Annotated in this window: 11 protein-coding genes; 2 read left to right on the forward strand and 9 right to left on the reverse strand. The window is 67.3% G+C overall.

Annotation, left to right across the window (positions count from 1 at the left end; genetic code table 11):
• Nucleotide 1: 1 nt before the first annotated feature.
• From JYK18_RS00380 to JYK18_RS00395, 4 genes are read right to left on the reverse strand one after another with little or no spacing between them, the layout of a single operon-like run.
• Nucleotides 2-3,073 (reverse strand): helicase HerA domain-containing protein, encoded by a 3,072-nt coding sequence (locus JYK18_RS00380; protein WP_206799006.1) that lies wholly within the window; start codon nucleotides 3,071-3,073, stop codon nucleotides 2-4.
• Nucleotides 3,073-3,702 carry a hypothetical protein gene (locus JYK18_RS00385; protein WP_206799010.1) on the reverse strand — a complete coding sequence of 210 codons (630 nt, stop codon included), beginning with the start codon at nucleotides 3,700-3,702 and terminating at the stop codon, nucleotides 3,073-3,075. Before JYK18_RS00385 ends, JYK18_RS00380 begins: the two co-directional genes overlap by 1 nt.
• Nucleotides 3,703-3,735: 33 nt before the next feature.
• Nucleotides 3,736-5,343, reverse strand: coding sequence for a KGGVGR-motif variant AAA ATPase (locus JYK18_RS00390; protein ID WP_206799011.1), 1,608 nt, complete (start codon nucleotides 5,341-5,343; stop codon nucleotides 3,736-3,738).
• Nucleotides 5,344-5,345: 2 nt separating this feature from the next.
• Nucleotides 5,346-5,915: a toll/interleukin-1 receptor domain-containing protein gene (locus JYK18_RS00395; protein ID WP_206799012.1), complete on the reverse strand. Its 570-nt coding sequence runs from the start codon at nucleotides 5,913-5,915 to the stop codon at nucleotides 5,346-5,348.
• Between the two features lie 179 nt (nucleotides 5,916-6,094).
• On the opposite strand from JYK18_RS00395, the gene JYK18_RS00400 reads away from it, so the two are divergent.
• The gene (locus JYK18_RS00400; protein ID WP_206799014.1) at nucleotides 6,095-7,057 is read left to right on the forward strand and encodes an SEFIR domain-containing protein; all 963 of its coding nucleotides are present in this window, start codon (nucleotides 6,095-6,097) and stop codon (nucleotides 7,055-7,057) included.
• On the opposite strand, the gene JYK18_RS00405 is transcribed toward JYK18_RS00400, so the two are convergent.
• Complete coding sequence (locus tag JYK18_RS00405) at nucleotides 7,054-8,037, reverse strand: hypothetical protein (protein ID WP_307795733.1); 984 nt, start codon at nucleotides 8,035-8,037, stop codon at nucleotides 7,054-7,056. The genes JYK18_RS00400 and JYK18_RS00405 overlap by 4 nt on opposite strands.
• A gap of 194 nt (nucleotides 8,038-8,231) precedes the next feature.
• Entirely contained in the window at nucleotides 8,232-9,107 is an 876-nt protein-coding gene (locus JYK18_RS00410) for a LysR family transcriptional regulator (RefSeq protein WP_206799015.1), read from the reverse strand.
• An 82-nt stretch (nucleotides 9,108-9,189) separates the two neighbouring features.
• On the opposite strand from JYK18_RS00410, the gene JYK18_RS00415 reads away from it, so the two are divergent.
• The gene (locus JYK18_RS00415) at nucleotides 9,190-9,612 is read left to right on the forward strand and encodes a cupin domain-containing protein (RefSeq protein WP_206799018.1); all 423 of its coding nucleotides are present in this window, start codon (nucleotides 9,190-9,192) and stop codon (nucleotides 9,610-9,612) included.
• On the opposite strand, the gene JYK18_RS00420 is transcribed toward JYK18_RS00415, so the two are convergent.
• The 3 genes from JYK18_RS00420 to JYK18_RS00430 all read right to left on the reverse strand — a co-directional run bounded on the left by JYK18_RS00420 (nucleotide 9,602) and on the right by JYK18_RS00430 (nucleotide 17,060).
• Entirely contained in the window at nucleotides 9,602-9,874 is a 273-nt protein-coding gene (locus tag JYK18_RS00420; protein ID WP_206799020.1) for a hypothetical protein, read from the reverse strand. The genes JYK18_RS00415 and JYK18_RS00420 overlap by 11 nt on opposite strands.
• Nucleotides 9,875-10,029: 155 nt before the next feature.
• The gene (locus JYK18_RS00425; RefSeq protein WP_206799021.1) at nucleotides 10,030-10,299 is read right to left on the reverse strand and encodes a hypothetical protein; all 270 of its coding nucleotides are present in this window, start codon (nucleotides 10,297-10,299) and stop codon (nucleotides 10,030-10,032) included.
• A 2-nt stretch (nucleotides 10,300-10,301) separates the two neighbouring features.
• Nucleotides 10,302-17,060 carry an RHS repeat-associated core domain-containing protein gene (locus tag JYK18_RS00430; RefSeq protein WP_307795734.1) on the reverse strand — a complete coding sequence of 2,253 codons (6,759 nt, stop codon included), beginning with the start codon at nucleotides 17,058-17,060 and terminating at the stop codon, nucleotides 10,302-10,304.

Consider the following 17,060-nt stretch of genomic DNA (forward strand, 5'->3'; position numbering starts at 1 on the left):
GTCAGTCGTCGTCTTCTTCGGTTGGACGTGCTCGGCCGAGTACGTCTTCGATGCGCAGCGGGTTCGACGGGTGGTGGGTCAGACACAGCGGCGTAGCGACCTGACGAAACCCGAAGGCCTCCCCCGAAACGTAGAACTGGGCGCGTTCCAGGCGCGAGATGTCCGCCACCGGACTGCCCTTCGCGCGCGCGAGTTCGTTGGCCGCGGCGATCTGCGCCGGGCTGTTCAGCCTGCCGAAGAACTGGGTCATCGCGTTGCCCGTCACCTGGTTGTGCAGGCCCTTCGGCGCCTGCGTGGCGAACAACAACCCCAGCCCGTACTTCCTGGCCTGCGAAGCCAGCACGATCGTGCTCCGCGTGCTCGCGGTCAGGCTGCCGGACGCGGCGAGCGTCTGCGCCTCGTCCATCACGAACAGCGCACCGAGCGGCCGGTCCCCCGCCGGGTTCCGCTTGATCCACGCGAACAACTCCATCTGCAGCTGGTTCACGAAGTTCTGCCGCTGCTCTTCCGCCGGCAGGCCGATGAAGCTGATCACCGACACCCTGGCGCGCTTGCCCGCCGCCGGCGTGAGCAGGCTGCCCGGGTCGACCGCCGTGCCGGTGCCCGCCAGCAGCGGGTCGTTGACCATGGCCGCCTTGAGCACCTCGGCCAGGTCCGCGGCGATGCGCGGCGCGCCGTTGAGGTTGCTGACCCCCTCCGGCAGGTCGCCGAGCAACTCGATCAACGTGGGCAGGCTGCGCGAACCGGTGCGGGCGTGGTGCACCACCGCCTGCCGCAGCACCGCGAGGCCGATCTTCACCTTCGCCGTGTTTCCGGTGAGCCGCGCCTGGGGAGCCAGCGTCGCCACCGCCACCTCGACCGCCGCGTCGAATTCGTCCTGGTCGGTCAGCACGCCTTCGAAGTCCGGCAACGGCTGGAAGGCCAACGGCCTGCCGGTCGCCCGGCCGGGTGTCCACACCACCACGTCCGTGTCCGCCAGGTACCGCTCGGCCAGCGCGGCGTCGCCCGGCCCCCACCCCGCGGGTGGGCTCGGCCACGCGTCACCGAGGCGCGCGAGGTCGTTGTTCGGGTCCAGCACGATCGCGGACACCCCGCGCAACGCGCATTCCTCCACGATCCGCCGCAGCAGCACGGTTTTCCCCGACCCCGAACCGGCGAACACCGCGGCGTGCTTGCGCAGCGCGGCGAGGTCCAGCCGCACCGGCTCCCCGGTGCCGACCACCGTGCCCAGGGTGATCTCGTCCCCGGCGGGCGGCGGCTGCGCCCCGTTCCTCCGGTCCTCTGTGGACACGTCGGGCAACACCGCCGACAACAGCCCCGACTTCCCCGCCGGCCGCCGATCGACCAGCCACTCGTGCAGCTCCGCCCCGCTCTCGGCGAACATCTTGTCGAGCGCCCAGAACGTGCGCATGTCCTCGTCGGAGAGCTTGAGGGGCTTGCCACCCGCATCCTCGAACGCCTTCAGCTCCGCCTGCGTCTTCACGCCCTTCGACCACTTCGCGTTGCGGATCAGGATCAGGTGGCGATTTTCCGCCCCCTGGCGCAGTCCCACCGCCGAACGCGCTTTCCGCAACCGGTGCAGCACGGAGATGGGATGCGGCGCGGAGATCGACCGGAAAGCCCAGTGCTCCTCCAGATCCGATGCCTCGTCGAGCGTCCTGGTGAGCCACGCGTGCAGATGCCCCTCCCCATCCTGCGGCGGACGATTCCACTCCACGTCGTCGTTGCCGACCTCGGTGATCCACCCCCGCAACGCCGCCGAGAGCAGGACCGGCATGACTTCGTCCTCGGTGTGCTGGTTGAGCAACGTCGACGGATCGGCTTCCGCACGCAACTTCTCGAACTTCTTGTCCAGTTCGTCGAAGTGGTCCGGTACCGCCACGGGGCGCGGTGAAACCGGCGGCTGGCCGTCGAACGAGGCCAGCTCGGTGACCACCCCGGCACGCAGGCAGCCGTCGATGTGCGCGCCGATCCGTTTCAGCAGCTCGCGCGGCGTCCACTGCTCCCAGACCCCCTCGAACGCCGACGCCGCGATCGGCCACGTCGGGTGCGGTGGCGTGAACCCGACCGCCTGGAACGCCACGCCGAGCCGCTTCTCCACCAGCGCGCGGCCCAGTTCGGCGGTCGGCACCCGGCCGAGCGTCAACGATTCGCGGAACCGGTCCGGCACCGTGTCCGCCGCCTGGGCCTTGAGGTGCATCCAGGTGGTGGGCAGGCACATCAGCACCGTCATGGTCCGGTGGGTCACCTCGCGCAACCGCATCAGGCCGTCGGCGATCTGCGCCACCAGCACCTGCTCACCACCGGCGTCCTGCGCGCGCTGGGCGGAGTACGCGATCAGCGTGTCGAGCTGGTCGACGCCGATCACGATCGGGCCGGTCAGCGCCAGCAACCGGGTGATGTCCTGCACCTGGCCCATGGCCGGCTTGGGTGAGCGGCGGATACCCCATTTCCGCCGCTCACCCGCCTTGTACTCGTCGGAGCCGTCGAGGTAGTAGTCCGCGACGTCGCTGGTGGCCGTGTCGTCGCTCGCGTAGAGCACCAGCGCTCGCGCCACGTCAGCGCATTCGACGGCCACCGCCCGGTCGAGCCGGCGCAGCCCGACGAGGAACTCGTCGACGTCGTCCCTGGTGAGCCCGCGCCCGTTCACGATGCGCCCCATCACCTCACCGCTGACGCTCGCGCTCAGGCACACCCGCCGGAGGAAGCTCACCAGCTGCGAGACGCCCGAATCGTCCCGTTGCAGCAGACCGCGCCGCAGCGCCTGCGCGGTGTCGTCCCAGAAGGCGTCCCCGGTGGTGAGGTCGTTGAGGAAGAAGTAGCCGCGGACGCGGTGCGCGTGGCGGCGGACCAACCCCAGCAGGTGCGTCTTGCCGACCCCCTTCTGCCCCTGGAGCACGAGCCCGATCGGGCTGGGTCCGTCGCTGGCCAAGGCGCTGCGAATGCCCACGTCGACCGCCGCCAGCACGTCGGTGTGCAGGCCGTCGACGTGGTACGGCGAATCGCGCCACACGTGGTCGGGGGTGTCGGCCCAGTCGAGGTGCAGCGCCGACAGCACGGCCAGCTGGTCCATCACGGCACCTCGATCTTGAGCAGATGGTTGTCATCACCGCCGACGCGGATCGCCGCCTCGTGGTCGGCGGCGGTGAGGGCCTTGCGGTTGGACTCCGGCGCCAGGTGCAACCGGCCCCGGCCGCTCAGGTCCTTCAGCACCGCGTCGACCTTCTCCCGTGTTGCCCCACCGAGCTTCTTCCGCAGGTCGGCCAGCCCCACCCACTCCCGCGTGGAACCGGCCAGCTGCCGGTAGGCCTCCTGGATCCGGCGTTCGGTGTCGTCCTCGGCCGGCACCGCTTCGGGGGTGAACAAGTGGTTCAGCCGCAACCCCTGCCGCCGCAGGTACTCGTCGATACCGCCGAGCAGCACGTACAGGCCGTTGATCAGGTTGCTGCGCGAATTCGGCGGCGGCGTCTTCACCCCCATCTCCCGCTCGCACCAGTTCCACCCGCTGTCGGTCAGCTCGTGGCTGTAGGACCGTCCGGCCTTCCTGCTGGTGACGTAACCGAGATCGTTGAGCTGCCGTCGGACCTCGCCCGTGAGCGTGAAGCCCACGACGGTGTCCAACTCCGGGTTGGACACCTCGCGCGCGAGCACCATCAGCGTGAACATCGCCGCGGTTTGCTTGTGTCCCAATCGGTCGGCCATCCTGCTCCCTTTCACGGTGATTGGTGGAACTGACTAGTCACGCCGCCCCGCGCGGGCTTCGAGCACCCGCAGGGCGAAGGCGATTTCCCTGGTCGTGGCCGCGGACGCGGCGCGGTAGCCGCCGTCGCGAGTGAAAGCCCGTGGCCGGATGACCATGGTCAGGTCGGCGGCGAGTTCCTTCGCCCGCACCGCGTCGCCGTCTCCGATCGCGACCACCAGGTCCTGGACGACTTCGTCGACCAGTTCCCACAGCGCCGGGCGGAGTTGGGCCCGCGCGACCTCGCGGAGCACGCTCACGAGGTCGACCTCCCCCGTGTCGATGAGCGAGGTGTGGCCGTTGAGCTGACCGGCCAGGTCACGCGCCACTTCGACAGGGCCGCGGGAACGCCCGAGCCGCAGGTAACGCAGGTTCCCGAGGTAACCCGGGAGCGCGTTGGGGTCCGCGTCCTCGGTGAGCACGGGGATGAGCCGCCGGTTCTGCCCCAGCGTCCGGTGCAGGAACAGTTCGACCTCGGCCTCCTGCCACCGGCTCACCTTCCGGTCGACGATCAGGCAGAGGTGCCGGGCGTCGTCGTCCCGTTTGGTGAGCAGGGACCGGTCACCCGACATGGACTTCCCGACCGTCAGCCCCCGCAGTTCCAGTGCGCCGATCAGGTCGTTCACGAAGTCCAAAGTGGACCGCTGGGTGCTGATCCGCAGTTCGTAGCGGAAGTCGCGCGGCGCCGTGTGCGCCGAGGCGACGAAGGCATCGCGGTTCTCCGCCAGCAGGTCGGTGCGGTCGAGCTGGTGCGCGACGACCGCCGCCAGCGTTTCCAGCGCGAAGCCGATCTGGTCGGCGCCGGGGCTCGACTCGACCAGGACCGGCAGTTGCTCGCCGAAGGTCCAGTAGGAGACGTAGGGCAGGGTGAGGTGCCGGGCCATCACCTCGGGCGGAACGGCCCGGTTGAGCCAATCGTGGAACAGGCCCTCGGTCATCTTCACGCTCGTCTCGCGCCACTTCTCCGAGCGGTCGTATTCCTCGCGGGTGTCGAAGCGGGACAGCACGGGCAGCACCGGCAACCGCGGCCGGTCGAACGGCAGGCGGTCGCGCGCCGCGTTGGCCCGCTGCGCTATGTCGAGCGCACCGCGCAGGCTCTGCATGTTCGCGGTGAACAACACCACCAGCTGGTCCGGGAGGTGCGCGGTGCAGATGCCGCCGATGTCGGAGATCCCGGTGCGGCTGTCCAGCAGGATGTAGTCGTACTCGGCGGTCCACCGCTCCCGGCACTGCTCGAGGTAGTCGCCGAAGCCTTGGTCGTACAGGCTTTCCCAGTCGATGGCCTGGACCCGTGGCGCGTAGTCGGCGTCCGCGCGGCCGGCGGCGATGAAGTCCAGCGTGCCTTCCGTTTTCAGCGACGTGACGCGCCTTTCCGGGCGGAAGACGTCCGCGAGGAAGTCGTCGACCAGGTCGATCACCCCGCTGCCGGGTTCCTCCCGCAGCAGCGGCTGGAAGTAGTCCGGCAGGCCGGGCGCTTCGAGATCCCAGTCCACGCACAGCACCCGGTGGCCCCAGCGGGCGAGCAGGACCGCGATGTTGGCCAGCGTGAAACTGCGGCCGACACCGCCCTTGAACGAGTAGAAGGTGACCACCGCGCCCGGCATCGTCAGAACCTCGGCAGCCGGGACGCGGGCGGCGGGGCTGGTGTCGGGGTGAGGAGCGGCCAGTCGGGTTGCCATTCCGGCGCCAGTTCGATGAGTTCCTCCAGTTCTTCGGCGATGCGGGTGACTTCGTCGTGGAAGTCGAGATAGGCCGGGGCGAACTGGAAGTGCTCGTAGGACTTGGCCCACGGCCGGAAATCCTGCATCCGCCGCTCGTGTGCCCAGTCGGGGAAGTTCTTGGAGTCGCAGAAGATCACCGGGTAGATCAGGTTGCGCACCGTTCCGGCCAGTTCCTCGCGCTTCGCCATGGTGTACCACTCCGCCAGGCACCACTCGTCGTAGAAGTACTTGGGTGAGCACACCGGAACCAGGATCCTGGTGTGGGACAGGGCTTTTCGCACCTGGTCCGGCCACCGGGCGCCACCGCCGACGTGCTCGTCGCAGAACACCCGCACCTCGCGGCTGAGGTGCAGATCCAGCATCTCGGTCAAGCGCGGGTGGAAGTGCGTGTGCACCCACGCGGGCACGACGTGGTCCGCACGCCGATAGCTGATGAAAACGTCGTATTCGTACACCGGCGCGGCCACTCCTCGGGGTACCGATCATCGGATCGGCCGATCGTAAGTCGTCGTCGCCAGCGAGAAACAGACGAGAAACTTGACAGAATCTGGACAGATCACGCCACCGGTGGGCCGCCGCTTCCCCGGTGGCAAAGAATGTTCCCCACGCAGGCGCCGATCACCTGGGAGTTCCGATGCCCGGCCAGAAAGTACCGCGATTGTTCGTCACCTACGCGCACGATTCACCGGAACACAAGAAACGCGTGGAACTGTTCGCGCGGTTCCTGCGGAGGCAGGTCGGCCTGGACGTGCACCTGGACCAGTGGTACGACAACCTGCGCCGCGACTGGTCGGCCTGGGCCGTCGAGCAGCTGACCGAAGCGGACTTCGTGGTGGTGATCGCTTCCCCGGACTACAAGCGCCGGGCCGACGGCGCGGCGCCGCCGCACGAGGGCCGCGGTTCGCAGTTCGAAACGGCGATGATCCGCAACGAGCTGACCAAGGACCTGCGAGCCGCGACGGAGCGCATCCTGCCCGTGGTGCTGCGCGGCCAGACGGCCGACGACATCCCCACGTTCCTCAACGCCTACTCCACCACGAGGTTCCACGTCGAGAGCTTCACCGACGACGGAGTGGCCGAGTTGCTGGCGGCGATCACCGGGCAGGGCCCGCATCCGATGCCCGAACGCGGCGAGTGGCGGGGCGGTGCGCCGTCGCGGAAGATCGACCGGGTGTTGCTGGCGAACGGCGTGCCCTGGCTGGCGAGCAGTGCGCACGTTCGCTCGGCCACGGCGTACATCAACGGCGTGGCGTACGCGGACAGCGTCGTGCTGCGACCGTTTTCCGGTGAGGTGGAGTCGCTGGGCTTCGTCGAAATCGAACTGGGCGCCGAGTACCGGCGGCTGACCGCGGTCGCCGGCGTGCTCGACGACGCCGAGGAACCGTTCCAGGTCGGACACTTCCGCATCTATCTCGACGGCAGTCCGCGGCAGGAATACCGGGCCGCCCACGGCCAACCGGTGGCGGTCGACGTCGATGTCACCGGGGCGTTGAAGCTGCGCCTGGAAATGTCACGCCCCGGCGTTTCACCGGGTGGCTCGCTCCGACCGGGCAGGCCTCCGGAACTGGCGTGGGGGAATCCGAGCCTGTCGCCCTAGCCGGCGCGCGCGATCGTCCAGTCCGGCAGGGGTTCCTGCCAGCGCACACCGTAGGCGAATCCCGGTGCCAGGTCACGGAATTCGACGTGGACCTCGCCGGAACCGTCGGGCTCCAGCACCGCGCCGTGGACCCCGTGGTTCCTGGCGTCTTCCTGGAAGACCCGGTCCAGGCGCTGAATCTCCGCGGGCATCGGCCTGGCGAATCGCACGTGCAGTTCGAAGGCTTCGACCGGACGCCTCGGCACGCAGACGTAGTGCGGGTACCGCAGCGCGGCCCGGAACCGCAGGGAGATGTCGTGCCGTTCGCCGCGGCGCAGTGGTGCGGGCAACCGCAGCGCCAGCCCGGCCCGGTCGCTGGTTTCCTGGACCCGGCTCGCCATCACCCCGCCGTGGAACACGTCGATCTGCAGGTCCTCCTCCCGCGGTGAATGGCTGCGGTGGGCAGGCGGGGTCAGAGTCAGCGCGAGGTCCAGCTCGGTGATGTCGTCGGCGTCGGCGACGATGCGGCGGAACTCGAACGCTTCCGGCACCGGTTGGTCCAGGGACAGCGTCACCCGCAGGCTTTCGGTGTGCCAACTGCGACTCGGCTGCCCCGGGCGTGCGGTGGCGGTCGGCGCGAAGGCGAGTTCCGCGATCTGCTCGATGCCCTCGTCGATGCGGCGGCGGATCGTCCGGTCGTCGCGGTCCAGTTTGCGTGCGGCCCAGTGCACGCGCTCCTGGTAGAACGGGTTCCTCGCCTGCTCGTGGAGGCCCATCGCGGCCAGCACCACCGTGTTCAGGTCGGCGGGCAGCGGGGCGATCAGCGCGCGCAGCCGATCGGTGAGCTTGCGCCGCATCTCCGCGACGTCCTCGTGCTCGGAGATCTGGCAGACCTCCCGCAACGCCGGCCCCACGCGCTGCCCGAGCTGGGTGGCGGAAATCCCGCGCCCCTTCCGCAGCAGCTTCAGTTCCTGCACCAGCAGCGGCGCGCTCACGTTCACCCGAACCTCCCACCCGGCTCAACCGAAGCACTCATACTCGCCACCGCCACGCAGCGTGTCCAGGCGCGCGCTCAAGATTGTTATCCGGTGCTTTACTGCCCGGGAAAAGGCGCGGACAGGAAACAATTATCCTGCACTAATACGTTTGCCGGGCCCGGGTTTCGCGCAGCGGGCCTGAAAAGCGCTTCCCTGGTTTACCCCGCCACCGTCCCAGAAGTCTGGGCGAGGGCGGTCAGCAGGTGCCGGACCGCCGGGCCGGGTGGGCCCGGGCGGACGGCGAGCGAGGTGGTCAGCACCGGCCCCGACAATGGGCGTACGGCAACCCCCGGCACCGACGGCGGCGCGGCCACTTCGTAGAACACGGTCCACGACGGCGCCCCCACGGCGATCTCGGCCATGGTCTCCAGCAGGCCGGTGAACGGCGGCCCGTCCGGTGGCTCGATGCCCGCGGCCGCGCAGGCGTCGCGGATCAGGTCGTGGAACGGCGGGTTGTCCGCCCTCGGTGCCAGCCGGATCGGCAGGTCGGCGAGATCTTCCAGGCGCAGCAACGGTTTCCCGGCCAGCGGGTGGGCCTCGGGCAACGCGACGAGCAGCGGATCGTGCCACACCGGGAGGACTTCCAGGTGCCGTGCGGCGGGGAGCGCGCGGACCAACGCGGCGTCCAGTTCGCCCGATCGCACCGCGGCAAGCCGTTCGGCCGGGGCGAGCCGTTTGAGCCGGACCCGCAAGTCCGGGGCCACGGCGGCGAGCGCACCGAGCGTGCGCGAGATCCGGTCCCCCGGCCCGTGCACGGTGCCCAACCGCACCAAGCCGCCGTCGGCCACCTCGGCCGCCACCGAACGGACCCGGTCCGCCGCCGCCAGCGCGGCCCGCGCCTCGGGCAGCAGGCGTTCCCCGCCCTCGGCGAGGCGCCGCGTCGACCGGTCGAACAGCCGCACCCCCAGCTCGCGCTCCAGCCGCCCGATCTGCTGGCTCACCGCCGACTGGACGATGTGCAGCCGTTCAGCCGCCCGGCCGAACCCGCCCGCCTCCGCGACGGTCACGAAGTACCGCAGCTGCCGCAGCTCCATCGCGCGTCCCATCTCGATCGGTGATCCCCACGATCTCCAACCGCCGCTGGCCCGCGCTTTCTTCCCGGTGTCGACTGGGGCCATGACGAAGATCAGCCGCGCCGACGCCGCCGAAGTCCTCACCCTGCCCGGCGGCGGCGCGTTCCACCTGCTCGCCGACGCCAGCCACACCGACGGCGCGCTCGGCGCCAACCGCCTCGTGCTCGGCGTGGGCGCGGCCGGCGCGAAAACGCACTACCACGCGAAATCCACGGAGGTGTTCTACGTACTCGACGGCGTAGCGGAGTTCGTACTCGGCGATGAGCACACCCAGGTCTCACGCGGCGATCTGGTGGTCGTACCGCCCGGCCTGCCGCACGCGTTCGGCGCGGCGCCCGGCCATCCCACCGACTTGCTCGTGCTGCTCACGCCCGGCGTCGAACGGTTCGACTACTTCCGGCAACTGGCCCGGGGCGAAGCCGTACTAGACGCCGACGCCTACGACGTGCACTTCGTCAGTTCCTAGCGAGCCAGGGACGCAGCAACGTCTCCAGATCCGCGTCCGACAGCGAACGCGGCCCGTTGTCGAACTCGTGCCAGCGGGCCGCCTCGCACGCCGCGTGGAATTCGACGTCGAAAGCACGCATCAGCACATACGTGAAAGTGCACGAATCAAAACGCGAATCCAGCAACTCACGCGCCGTCCGCGCCACATCCGTCGCGCTGCGGTCACCCGAATAATTCAGCAGTTCCTGAGCCGCCGGTTCCAGCAACCTCGGGGCGAGCATCAAAACACCTTCTCCATCATCAAACTTCAGCCTTCAGCAGCCAGCCACATCGCGCTTGAAGACGCCTCGCCCATATCAAACCCGACGAACCGGCATCAACCCCACCATCAAAATAGAGCAGCAAACTCGCTGCGGCAGAACAGTTCATGCCCGCCTCAGAAGTAGGGAAGCTTGAGCCCATTGGACGACATCATATCTTCGTAATTTTTCATCATGCTTCCGATTTTTTCCATCAACTCGCGAGTCACGTAGGAAACATCCTCAAGGTTTCCCAACTGTGCAGCATCAACCGCCTCAGCGATCGTATCGGCCAGAATTTTCAGAGAGTCACCTTGCACTAACAGGCCTGGATACTGCCTATCAGAAAGCTTAACTAACGCCTCATTTCCCTGCCTGGAAATTAAATTTACATCAACCTTTGACATCGTCAGTTCACCCTTGGATGGAAAGTTATATAAGGCTCACTGGTAACCAGACTACCGGAAAATATATCGATCCGCTCCCTATTTCGACCAAGCCATTCATTTCCACGCGGAAGAGAGGTTTGCACCCTGCTCCTATTTCTACTATTGATACCAGGAATTACATAGTCCCAGTCGGACATTCCATGAGCCGTTCCTTTCGCTCGGCTTCCCACCAATGACACTGGCGTATTGAGGCGGTCCGCGACGTTCTGGATTCGACGTTGCTCACCTCCTGAGATGTTGTCAAGCGAGGCGCCGGGGCCGACCTCTGGGCCACCCGAGCAGTTGTGGTTGAGGATACCGATTGCCCCCGCGAGGGCATAGTAGGTGTGGTCTGCTTCAACCGTCAGGTTGTGCACACGACTGGAACCAGTCCAAGCCCGCACAGTCGCGACCTGAACATACGATCCATCACTCGACTTGAGCCACATCCCCGCACGGAGATACTTGGCGGGCACAAACTTACCCAGTTCCGGCACCCAGAACGGGTGACCTTCGGTAGCGGTCACCATGCCTAGAAGCTGGACATTCGAGTGGTCACCAGTCACGGTGATGTCGACCAGATTCTTCATACCACCGCCGCTCTCGATGGTGGCAACCACCTCACGGGGGCCGGATTCCCCGGTCGTCGGGTCGGTGGCGTACACGCGATCACCCAGGGTGACTTGATCGATCGACTTGTGAGTCCCGTCAGCCATCAGCACCAGGGTGCCGGGCACGAAGCTGTGAGATTTTGTGCAACTGCTCAGCAAACGTTCCTTGGCTTGCTCGACGCTGCGGAGACTTGCTTCTGCTTTCTCACGACCGCGGATCCAGTTGACCGTCTTCTCGAAGGCTTCGACGATCTTGCCGATGATCTTGCCGATTTTGATCAGCTTCGCCCATGGCAGGGCGGAGACGATTTCCAGGCCGCACTGCACCAGGTTGAAGTTGTCGAAGCAGTTGTCCACGACACCCTTGACACCGACGATCTCCTGGACGATCTCGCCACCGTGTTCGATGGCGACCTGGATCCAGGTGCGTTTGTCCGCGGCGGCTCGTTTGGCTTCTTCGTACTCGGCGAGGCTGAGGCCTGCTTCACGCGCGGCTTGTTCGTCGCTGACCTGCTGGGAGGCCTGGCCCTTCCAGGGCGGTTCGATCCACACGCGGTAGACGAAGACCTGGATCACCCAGTACGAGATGAGGACGAACTTGAAGAACGGCATCGCAGCCAGCCACCACATCGCCTTGAAGGCGAAGGTCTTCATGACCAGTTTGGTGGTCTTGACGGTCTTCCAGTACAGGCCGCTGGGGTCGGAGTTGGTGACCGGCGAGTTGTTGGCGTAGGCGTAGCCGTTCATCTGCTGCGGGTCGTCCTGGTCGAGGACGGGATCCGCGGAGGTGAACCGGCCGTTCTTCGGGTCGTATTCGCGGGCGCCGAGGTGGGTCAGGCCGCTTTCGTCCTTGGTGCCGCCGACGAAGCCCTTCTCGTCCGGCCAGGTCTGCGGCTGCTCACCACGCTCGTTGCCGAACGGGTCCTGGCGGCGGGTGGTGACGTCGAGGGTTTCGGCGTCCACGCTCATGCCCGCGGTGCCCTGGTGGTCACCGAGCAGGTAGGACAGTTTCCCTTGCGGGCCGGAAGTCCGAACAGCAACCGCGGAGCCGCCGTGGTTGTAGTAGCGGCTGCCCGAGACGGTCTTGGTGGTGTTGTCCAGGCGCAGCTCCATGCCACCGAGGTAGAGCGTGGTGGTCTGGGCGGTGCGCTTGATCAGCCGGTTGCCATCGGCGTCATAGAGGTAGTCGTAGGTACGGCCATCGTGCTCGGTCACCTTGGTATTGCGGCCGCTGGTGTCGAACTCCATCGTCTGCGGCGAGCCAGCGACGTTGCGCAGAGTCTGGTTCCCGGCGGCGTCGTAGCCGAACTCGTCCTTGGCGGTGCCATTGGGCCCGACCTGGGTGACCGAGCGCAGGGTGTGCGGCTGGCTGCCGTCCGCGGCGCCGTAGTCGTAGGTGCGGGTGACGTCACCGTCGGCACGGTGCTGGACGTCTTCGGTCCGGTTGCCGCTGGTGTCGTACTTGTATTCGTTCCAGTACGGTGCCGCTCCCCCAAGCCCCGCGACGGTGGGCTGCTGCTCACAGTTGCCGCTGGCCGGGGTGAACGCCTGGGTCATGCGCTGCAGGTAGTCGTAGGAGAAGCACTGCACATCACGCGCCGAACCGGGTGGGGCGTCGTCGATCTTGGTGATGTTCCCGGCGGGGTCGTAGGCGTAGGTGCGGTTGGCCAGGTAGGAGTTCGCGGTGTTGCGCTGCACCTCGACCCCTTGCAGGCGGCGGGTGCCTTCCTCGTAGAACATCGACGAGGTGACGGTCTTGGACCCGGACCCCATGGTCAGCCGCAGCGTTTCGCCGTGCTGGGTGTAGAGGTGGTCCGAGACGTAGGTGCCGGCCCCGAAGGTCATGGTGGGCAGGCCGACGCTGTTGTAGCGGTGCTGGATGGCCTCCCGGTCCAAGCCGCCCGCCGCGGGATGGATCTCGTTCAGCAGCGCACCGGTGTTGAGGTCGAACGCGGACGTGAACTTGTAGTCGCCCTTGAGCTCCTGCTCGGTGTCGGGAATGACGACGCTGGTCGAGGTGGGACGCAGCGCGTCGTCGTATGCGTTGACCTTCTTGGTGTAAGCCTGCCCGTTCACCCAGCGCGTGGACGAGTCGAGCAGTCCCTTCTTGAGATAGTCGTAGGCCCAGCTGGCGGACTTGACCTCCGGCTGGTCGGCACCGGGACGCTGGTACTCGGCGATCTTGCGGCCGAGGGCGTCGTACTCGGTGCGCTGGACGTGGCCACGGGCATCGGTGCTGGTCACCAGGCGGTCGAGGTTGTCGTAGGTGTAGGTGCTGGTGCCGCTGTCGGGATCGTGATCGGCCTTCTTGCGACCGAGTTCGTCGTAGTCGTAGCGCCAGACCGCCCCGTCCGGGCCGGTCATGGACTCCTGCTGACCGCGGCTGTTGAAGGTGTAGCGGGTGGTGTCGAACGGACTGGCCGGGTCTGCGGTGTGGTGCTGGCGACGTTCGACGATCCGGCCCTGGACGTCCTTGATCACCGTCGTCGTCGTACCGCCGCGCGGCGGGACCACGGTGGTGCGGTCACCGCCGTAGGACGAACTGGTGCGCCACTTCTCCTCGCCCTTGTGGCGGTAGATGACCGCGGTCTCGCGCTGCAGGGCGTCGAACTCGTTGATCGTCTGGTTGGGCACCGCGTTGTCGAGGACCTCGTGCAGGGTCTTGCCTGGCGCGAGGTCGTTGAAGTAGGCGCCGTTGACCTTGTGCTGCAGACCGCGGGAGTCGAAGAAGAAGTCGCTGATGATACGGCCGCTCTTCACCGCAGGCAGCTGCTGCTGACGTTCCCGCAGCAGCCCGTCGAACAGGGTGTAGCTGGTGTTGTAACTGCCGTTGTCGCGCAAGGCACGGGTGGTGACCGTGGTGGGCCCGTCGGTGCGGTACTCGTACTCGAACTCGCCGTTGGGGCTCTGCAGATCCTTCTTGCGGCCGGGTTTCCACATCTTGGTGACCCGGCCGAGCGGGTCGTAGGCCACGTCGGCGCGTTCACCGCTCATCCCGATCTCGCCGGTGGCCTGCCCCCACGCGGGCTCCAAGATGGTCACCGCAGTGTGCTTGAGCGGGTCGGTCTTGGTGACCGTGTCGACCAGGAACTCCGGCCCGGGTGCGTAGCTGGTGGTGACTTCGTGGTTCTCGGAGTTGACGACCTTGGTGGTACGGCCGAGGTCGTCGTAGCTGGTGCGCTGGTTGACCTGGTAGGAGTTGCCGGTCCAGCGTTCGGTCAGCGACACGTTGCCCTTGGTGGGCGGGGTGCCGTGCGGCAGATCGTCATACGAGGTGCGCACGTCGGAGATCAGGTGCTGGGCCTCACCCGGATAGGCCGAGCACGGCTGGCCAATGGTGCGCACCGCGGCCTGCCGGTTGATGATCCCAACGGTGGTGTTGTAGGCGTAGGTGGTCCTGGCGCAGGATTCGTCGCCGGTCTTGCCGGTGTCGCCGAGGTCCTCGACCTGGTCGATGTTGCCGTACTCGTCGAACCGGTTGTTGACCGTGGTGCGTCGCCAGGTCCCGTCACCGAGCAGGGTGCGGCCACGGACCGAGGCGGTGTTGGTCATGAACGCCTGGTTGTCGCCGTCGGTCGCGGTCGGGCCCTTCACCCACGGGTCCTTCACCGACGCCGAGACCAGCTTGGTGCCGTCGTACTGCAGGCTTTCCCAGGAGTACCCGGCCAACTGCTCGGAGTCGGTGACCTTGCCGCCTTCGGAATCGGTGACCTGCACCGAGCGCTTGCCGTTGTTGGGCAGACGATCGCCGTCCATGCCGCGCAGGAACCGTTCCTCGGTGATCGACCGGGTGGTGCCCGGCTCGCCGACGATGGTGCGGACCAGATCGTAGCCACGCCACTGCGACCACGTGCGGTACTTCATCTCGGTGAACTTGGCATCGTCGAAATGCCAAGCAGCCTTGTCCGAGTACTCGTAGTAGGTCTTCTGGATCGAGGGCCCGGTGGTCCGGGAATCCTGGGAGACCGCGTCGACACGGTATTTGTGGAACCACCCGAGTTCGCGCTCGTAACCGAACTCGGGCACCCACCAGGTCGGGAAACAGCGCATGGTGTTGTGCTCGGCGTTGGCGGGCATGTTCGTACCCGCGACGCACTGCGGGCCGGAGTAGGTGACCTCGACCACGCCACCGGCTTCGCCGACCACGCGCTGCACGCGGTGCCGGGTGATCGGCGGGCGATTGTCGGAGTTGGTGTCGACCCGGTTGGGCAACGCCTGGCCGTGGAACACCATCTCCGGCGTGCTGGCCGTACCGCCCACGTGCCCGATGTGCTGAACGCTGGTCAACCACAGCGCGGGTGAGAGGCCGTCCCCGGTAGCCGGGAACTGGTGCCGCAGCGCCCAGGAGTCGACATCACGCCACTGCGCCGCACCCTCCACCTTGGCCCGGATCTGAGTCAGCACCTTCACCAGCCGCTTGCGGGTGAAGAACGCCGGGGAGTTCTTGTTGTCGCACAGGTCCCCCGGCTTGCAGATCGCGTCGAAAGGCACGTCGGGCCACGACTTCGCGGTGTCCTTGTTCAGCTGATCCGGGTTGCAGGCGAAAGTCGCCGTCGGCAGGCAGCGCTCGACGGTGTCGAACCACACGCGTGCCGGCGCCGGGGCGAACAACGCGTTCGACCGCAGCCCGTACTCGATCCGGCGAACCTGCCCGCCCGCGATGTACGGGGTCTGCTTGTCCCCGGCTTCGTCGCGGCCGTAGTGGTTGGTTTCGACGTCGTAGTAGTAGGTGGTGGCGTTGCCGTTGGTATCGACGACGTAGTCGAGATTCCAGCGATAGCCCTGCTGGCACCACGAATCCCCGAACGCGGTCGCGTTGCAGGGCTCATCCTTGTTGTTGCCGAACACCGGCACCGTGTAGGCCGAGTTGGTGACCGGGTCGTTGTCCTTCCAGCCCGGTAGCCGGTTCAGGCCGAGGAAGTACTGGGTGCCGTCAGCGGCGGTGACCTTCCAGTGCTCCCCGTCCTTGTCACCGTTGACCGCGCCGGTGAGACGCTCGATGCGGGAGCCGTCGTCGTGCTTGGGCTTCCAGTAATTGCTGTTCGGGACCTTGACCAGTTCCGCGGACACGCCGTTGAGGCTGAGCACGGCGTTGTCGGTGGCCCAGCACAGGTCACCGGTCTTGCGCTGCTGGTTGTTGCCGCCCAGGTCTTCCGAACACGGCTTGTACTGGCGCTCGATGAACCCACCGGTGCTCAGTTCCCAGCCGTCACCCACGATCGAGGCCTGGTTGTTGGTAGCGCTCGTGCGCCCGTCGACCGCGCCCGACGAGTAGCCGAGGCCCAGTTTCGGTGCCACACCGGCCGAAGCCGGCGGAACGCGCAGCGGGACCGAGTATGTGAAGTCGCCGCTCGAACCGCCCGCGGACCAGCTGCCCGCCGGGCTGAGGTCGGATGCTCCGAACGAGCCACCAGCGCCACTGGGTGCCGCCTGCACCGCGAACACGACCGGTTCTGGCCCAGCCGGGATGGTGGCCTCACCGGTGACGTCCTGCTTCGAGGCGCGGTTGTCGGTCCGCACCAGTTCACCGTCGCGGCATTCCGGCTTCTCCGGCGTGGTCAGCACGCAGGAAGGCATGCGCAGCAGGCGAAGACGCGACCCGTAGTCGCCGCCGTAAGCGTGGGCGAACTTGCTGTAGTCCACCCGCACCGACAGCTCGGTACCCGCGGCTCCACCCTGGTCGGCGACGCTGACCAGGACTCCGTCCACGCCTGCCCGCGTGGCCGCGTCCTGGTCGAACGTGCGCACCTCGACCTGCCCGGGTTCCGCAGAGCGAGCAGCCATTCCCGCGCCCGTCGCTGCCACGGAAACCGGCAGATCGCCTGCCGGGCGGTAGTCCTCCACCGACTCAGCACTGCGCTGGGCTGCCGGTGCCGCCAGCGACACCTGTGCCGTCGCGGCAGCCGGCCACTGCGCCCCTGGTAGTTCGGTGACCGCGACCGAGTCGACCGGGTTCGCGGGCAACGGCGCCACCGGCACGTCGTGCCCGGGCACCGAAGCCTCCTGCTGCAACGCAGGCAGGTTGGCGTAGACGGGGTCAGCCGGCTGAGCGGTGGCAACCACGGTCGTGCTGCCCACGGCCAAGCCGACGAACAGCGCGAGCGTGCGCAGGACAGGTCTGGCGGTCAC

Source organism: Amycolatopsis sp. 195334CR, from assembly GCF_017309385.1.
GTDB lineage: Bacteria > Actinomycetota > Actinomycetes > Mycobacteriales > Pseudonocardiaceae > Amycolatopsis.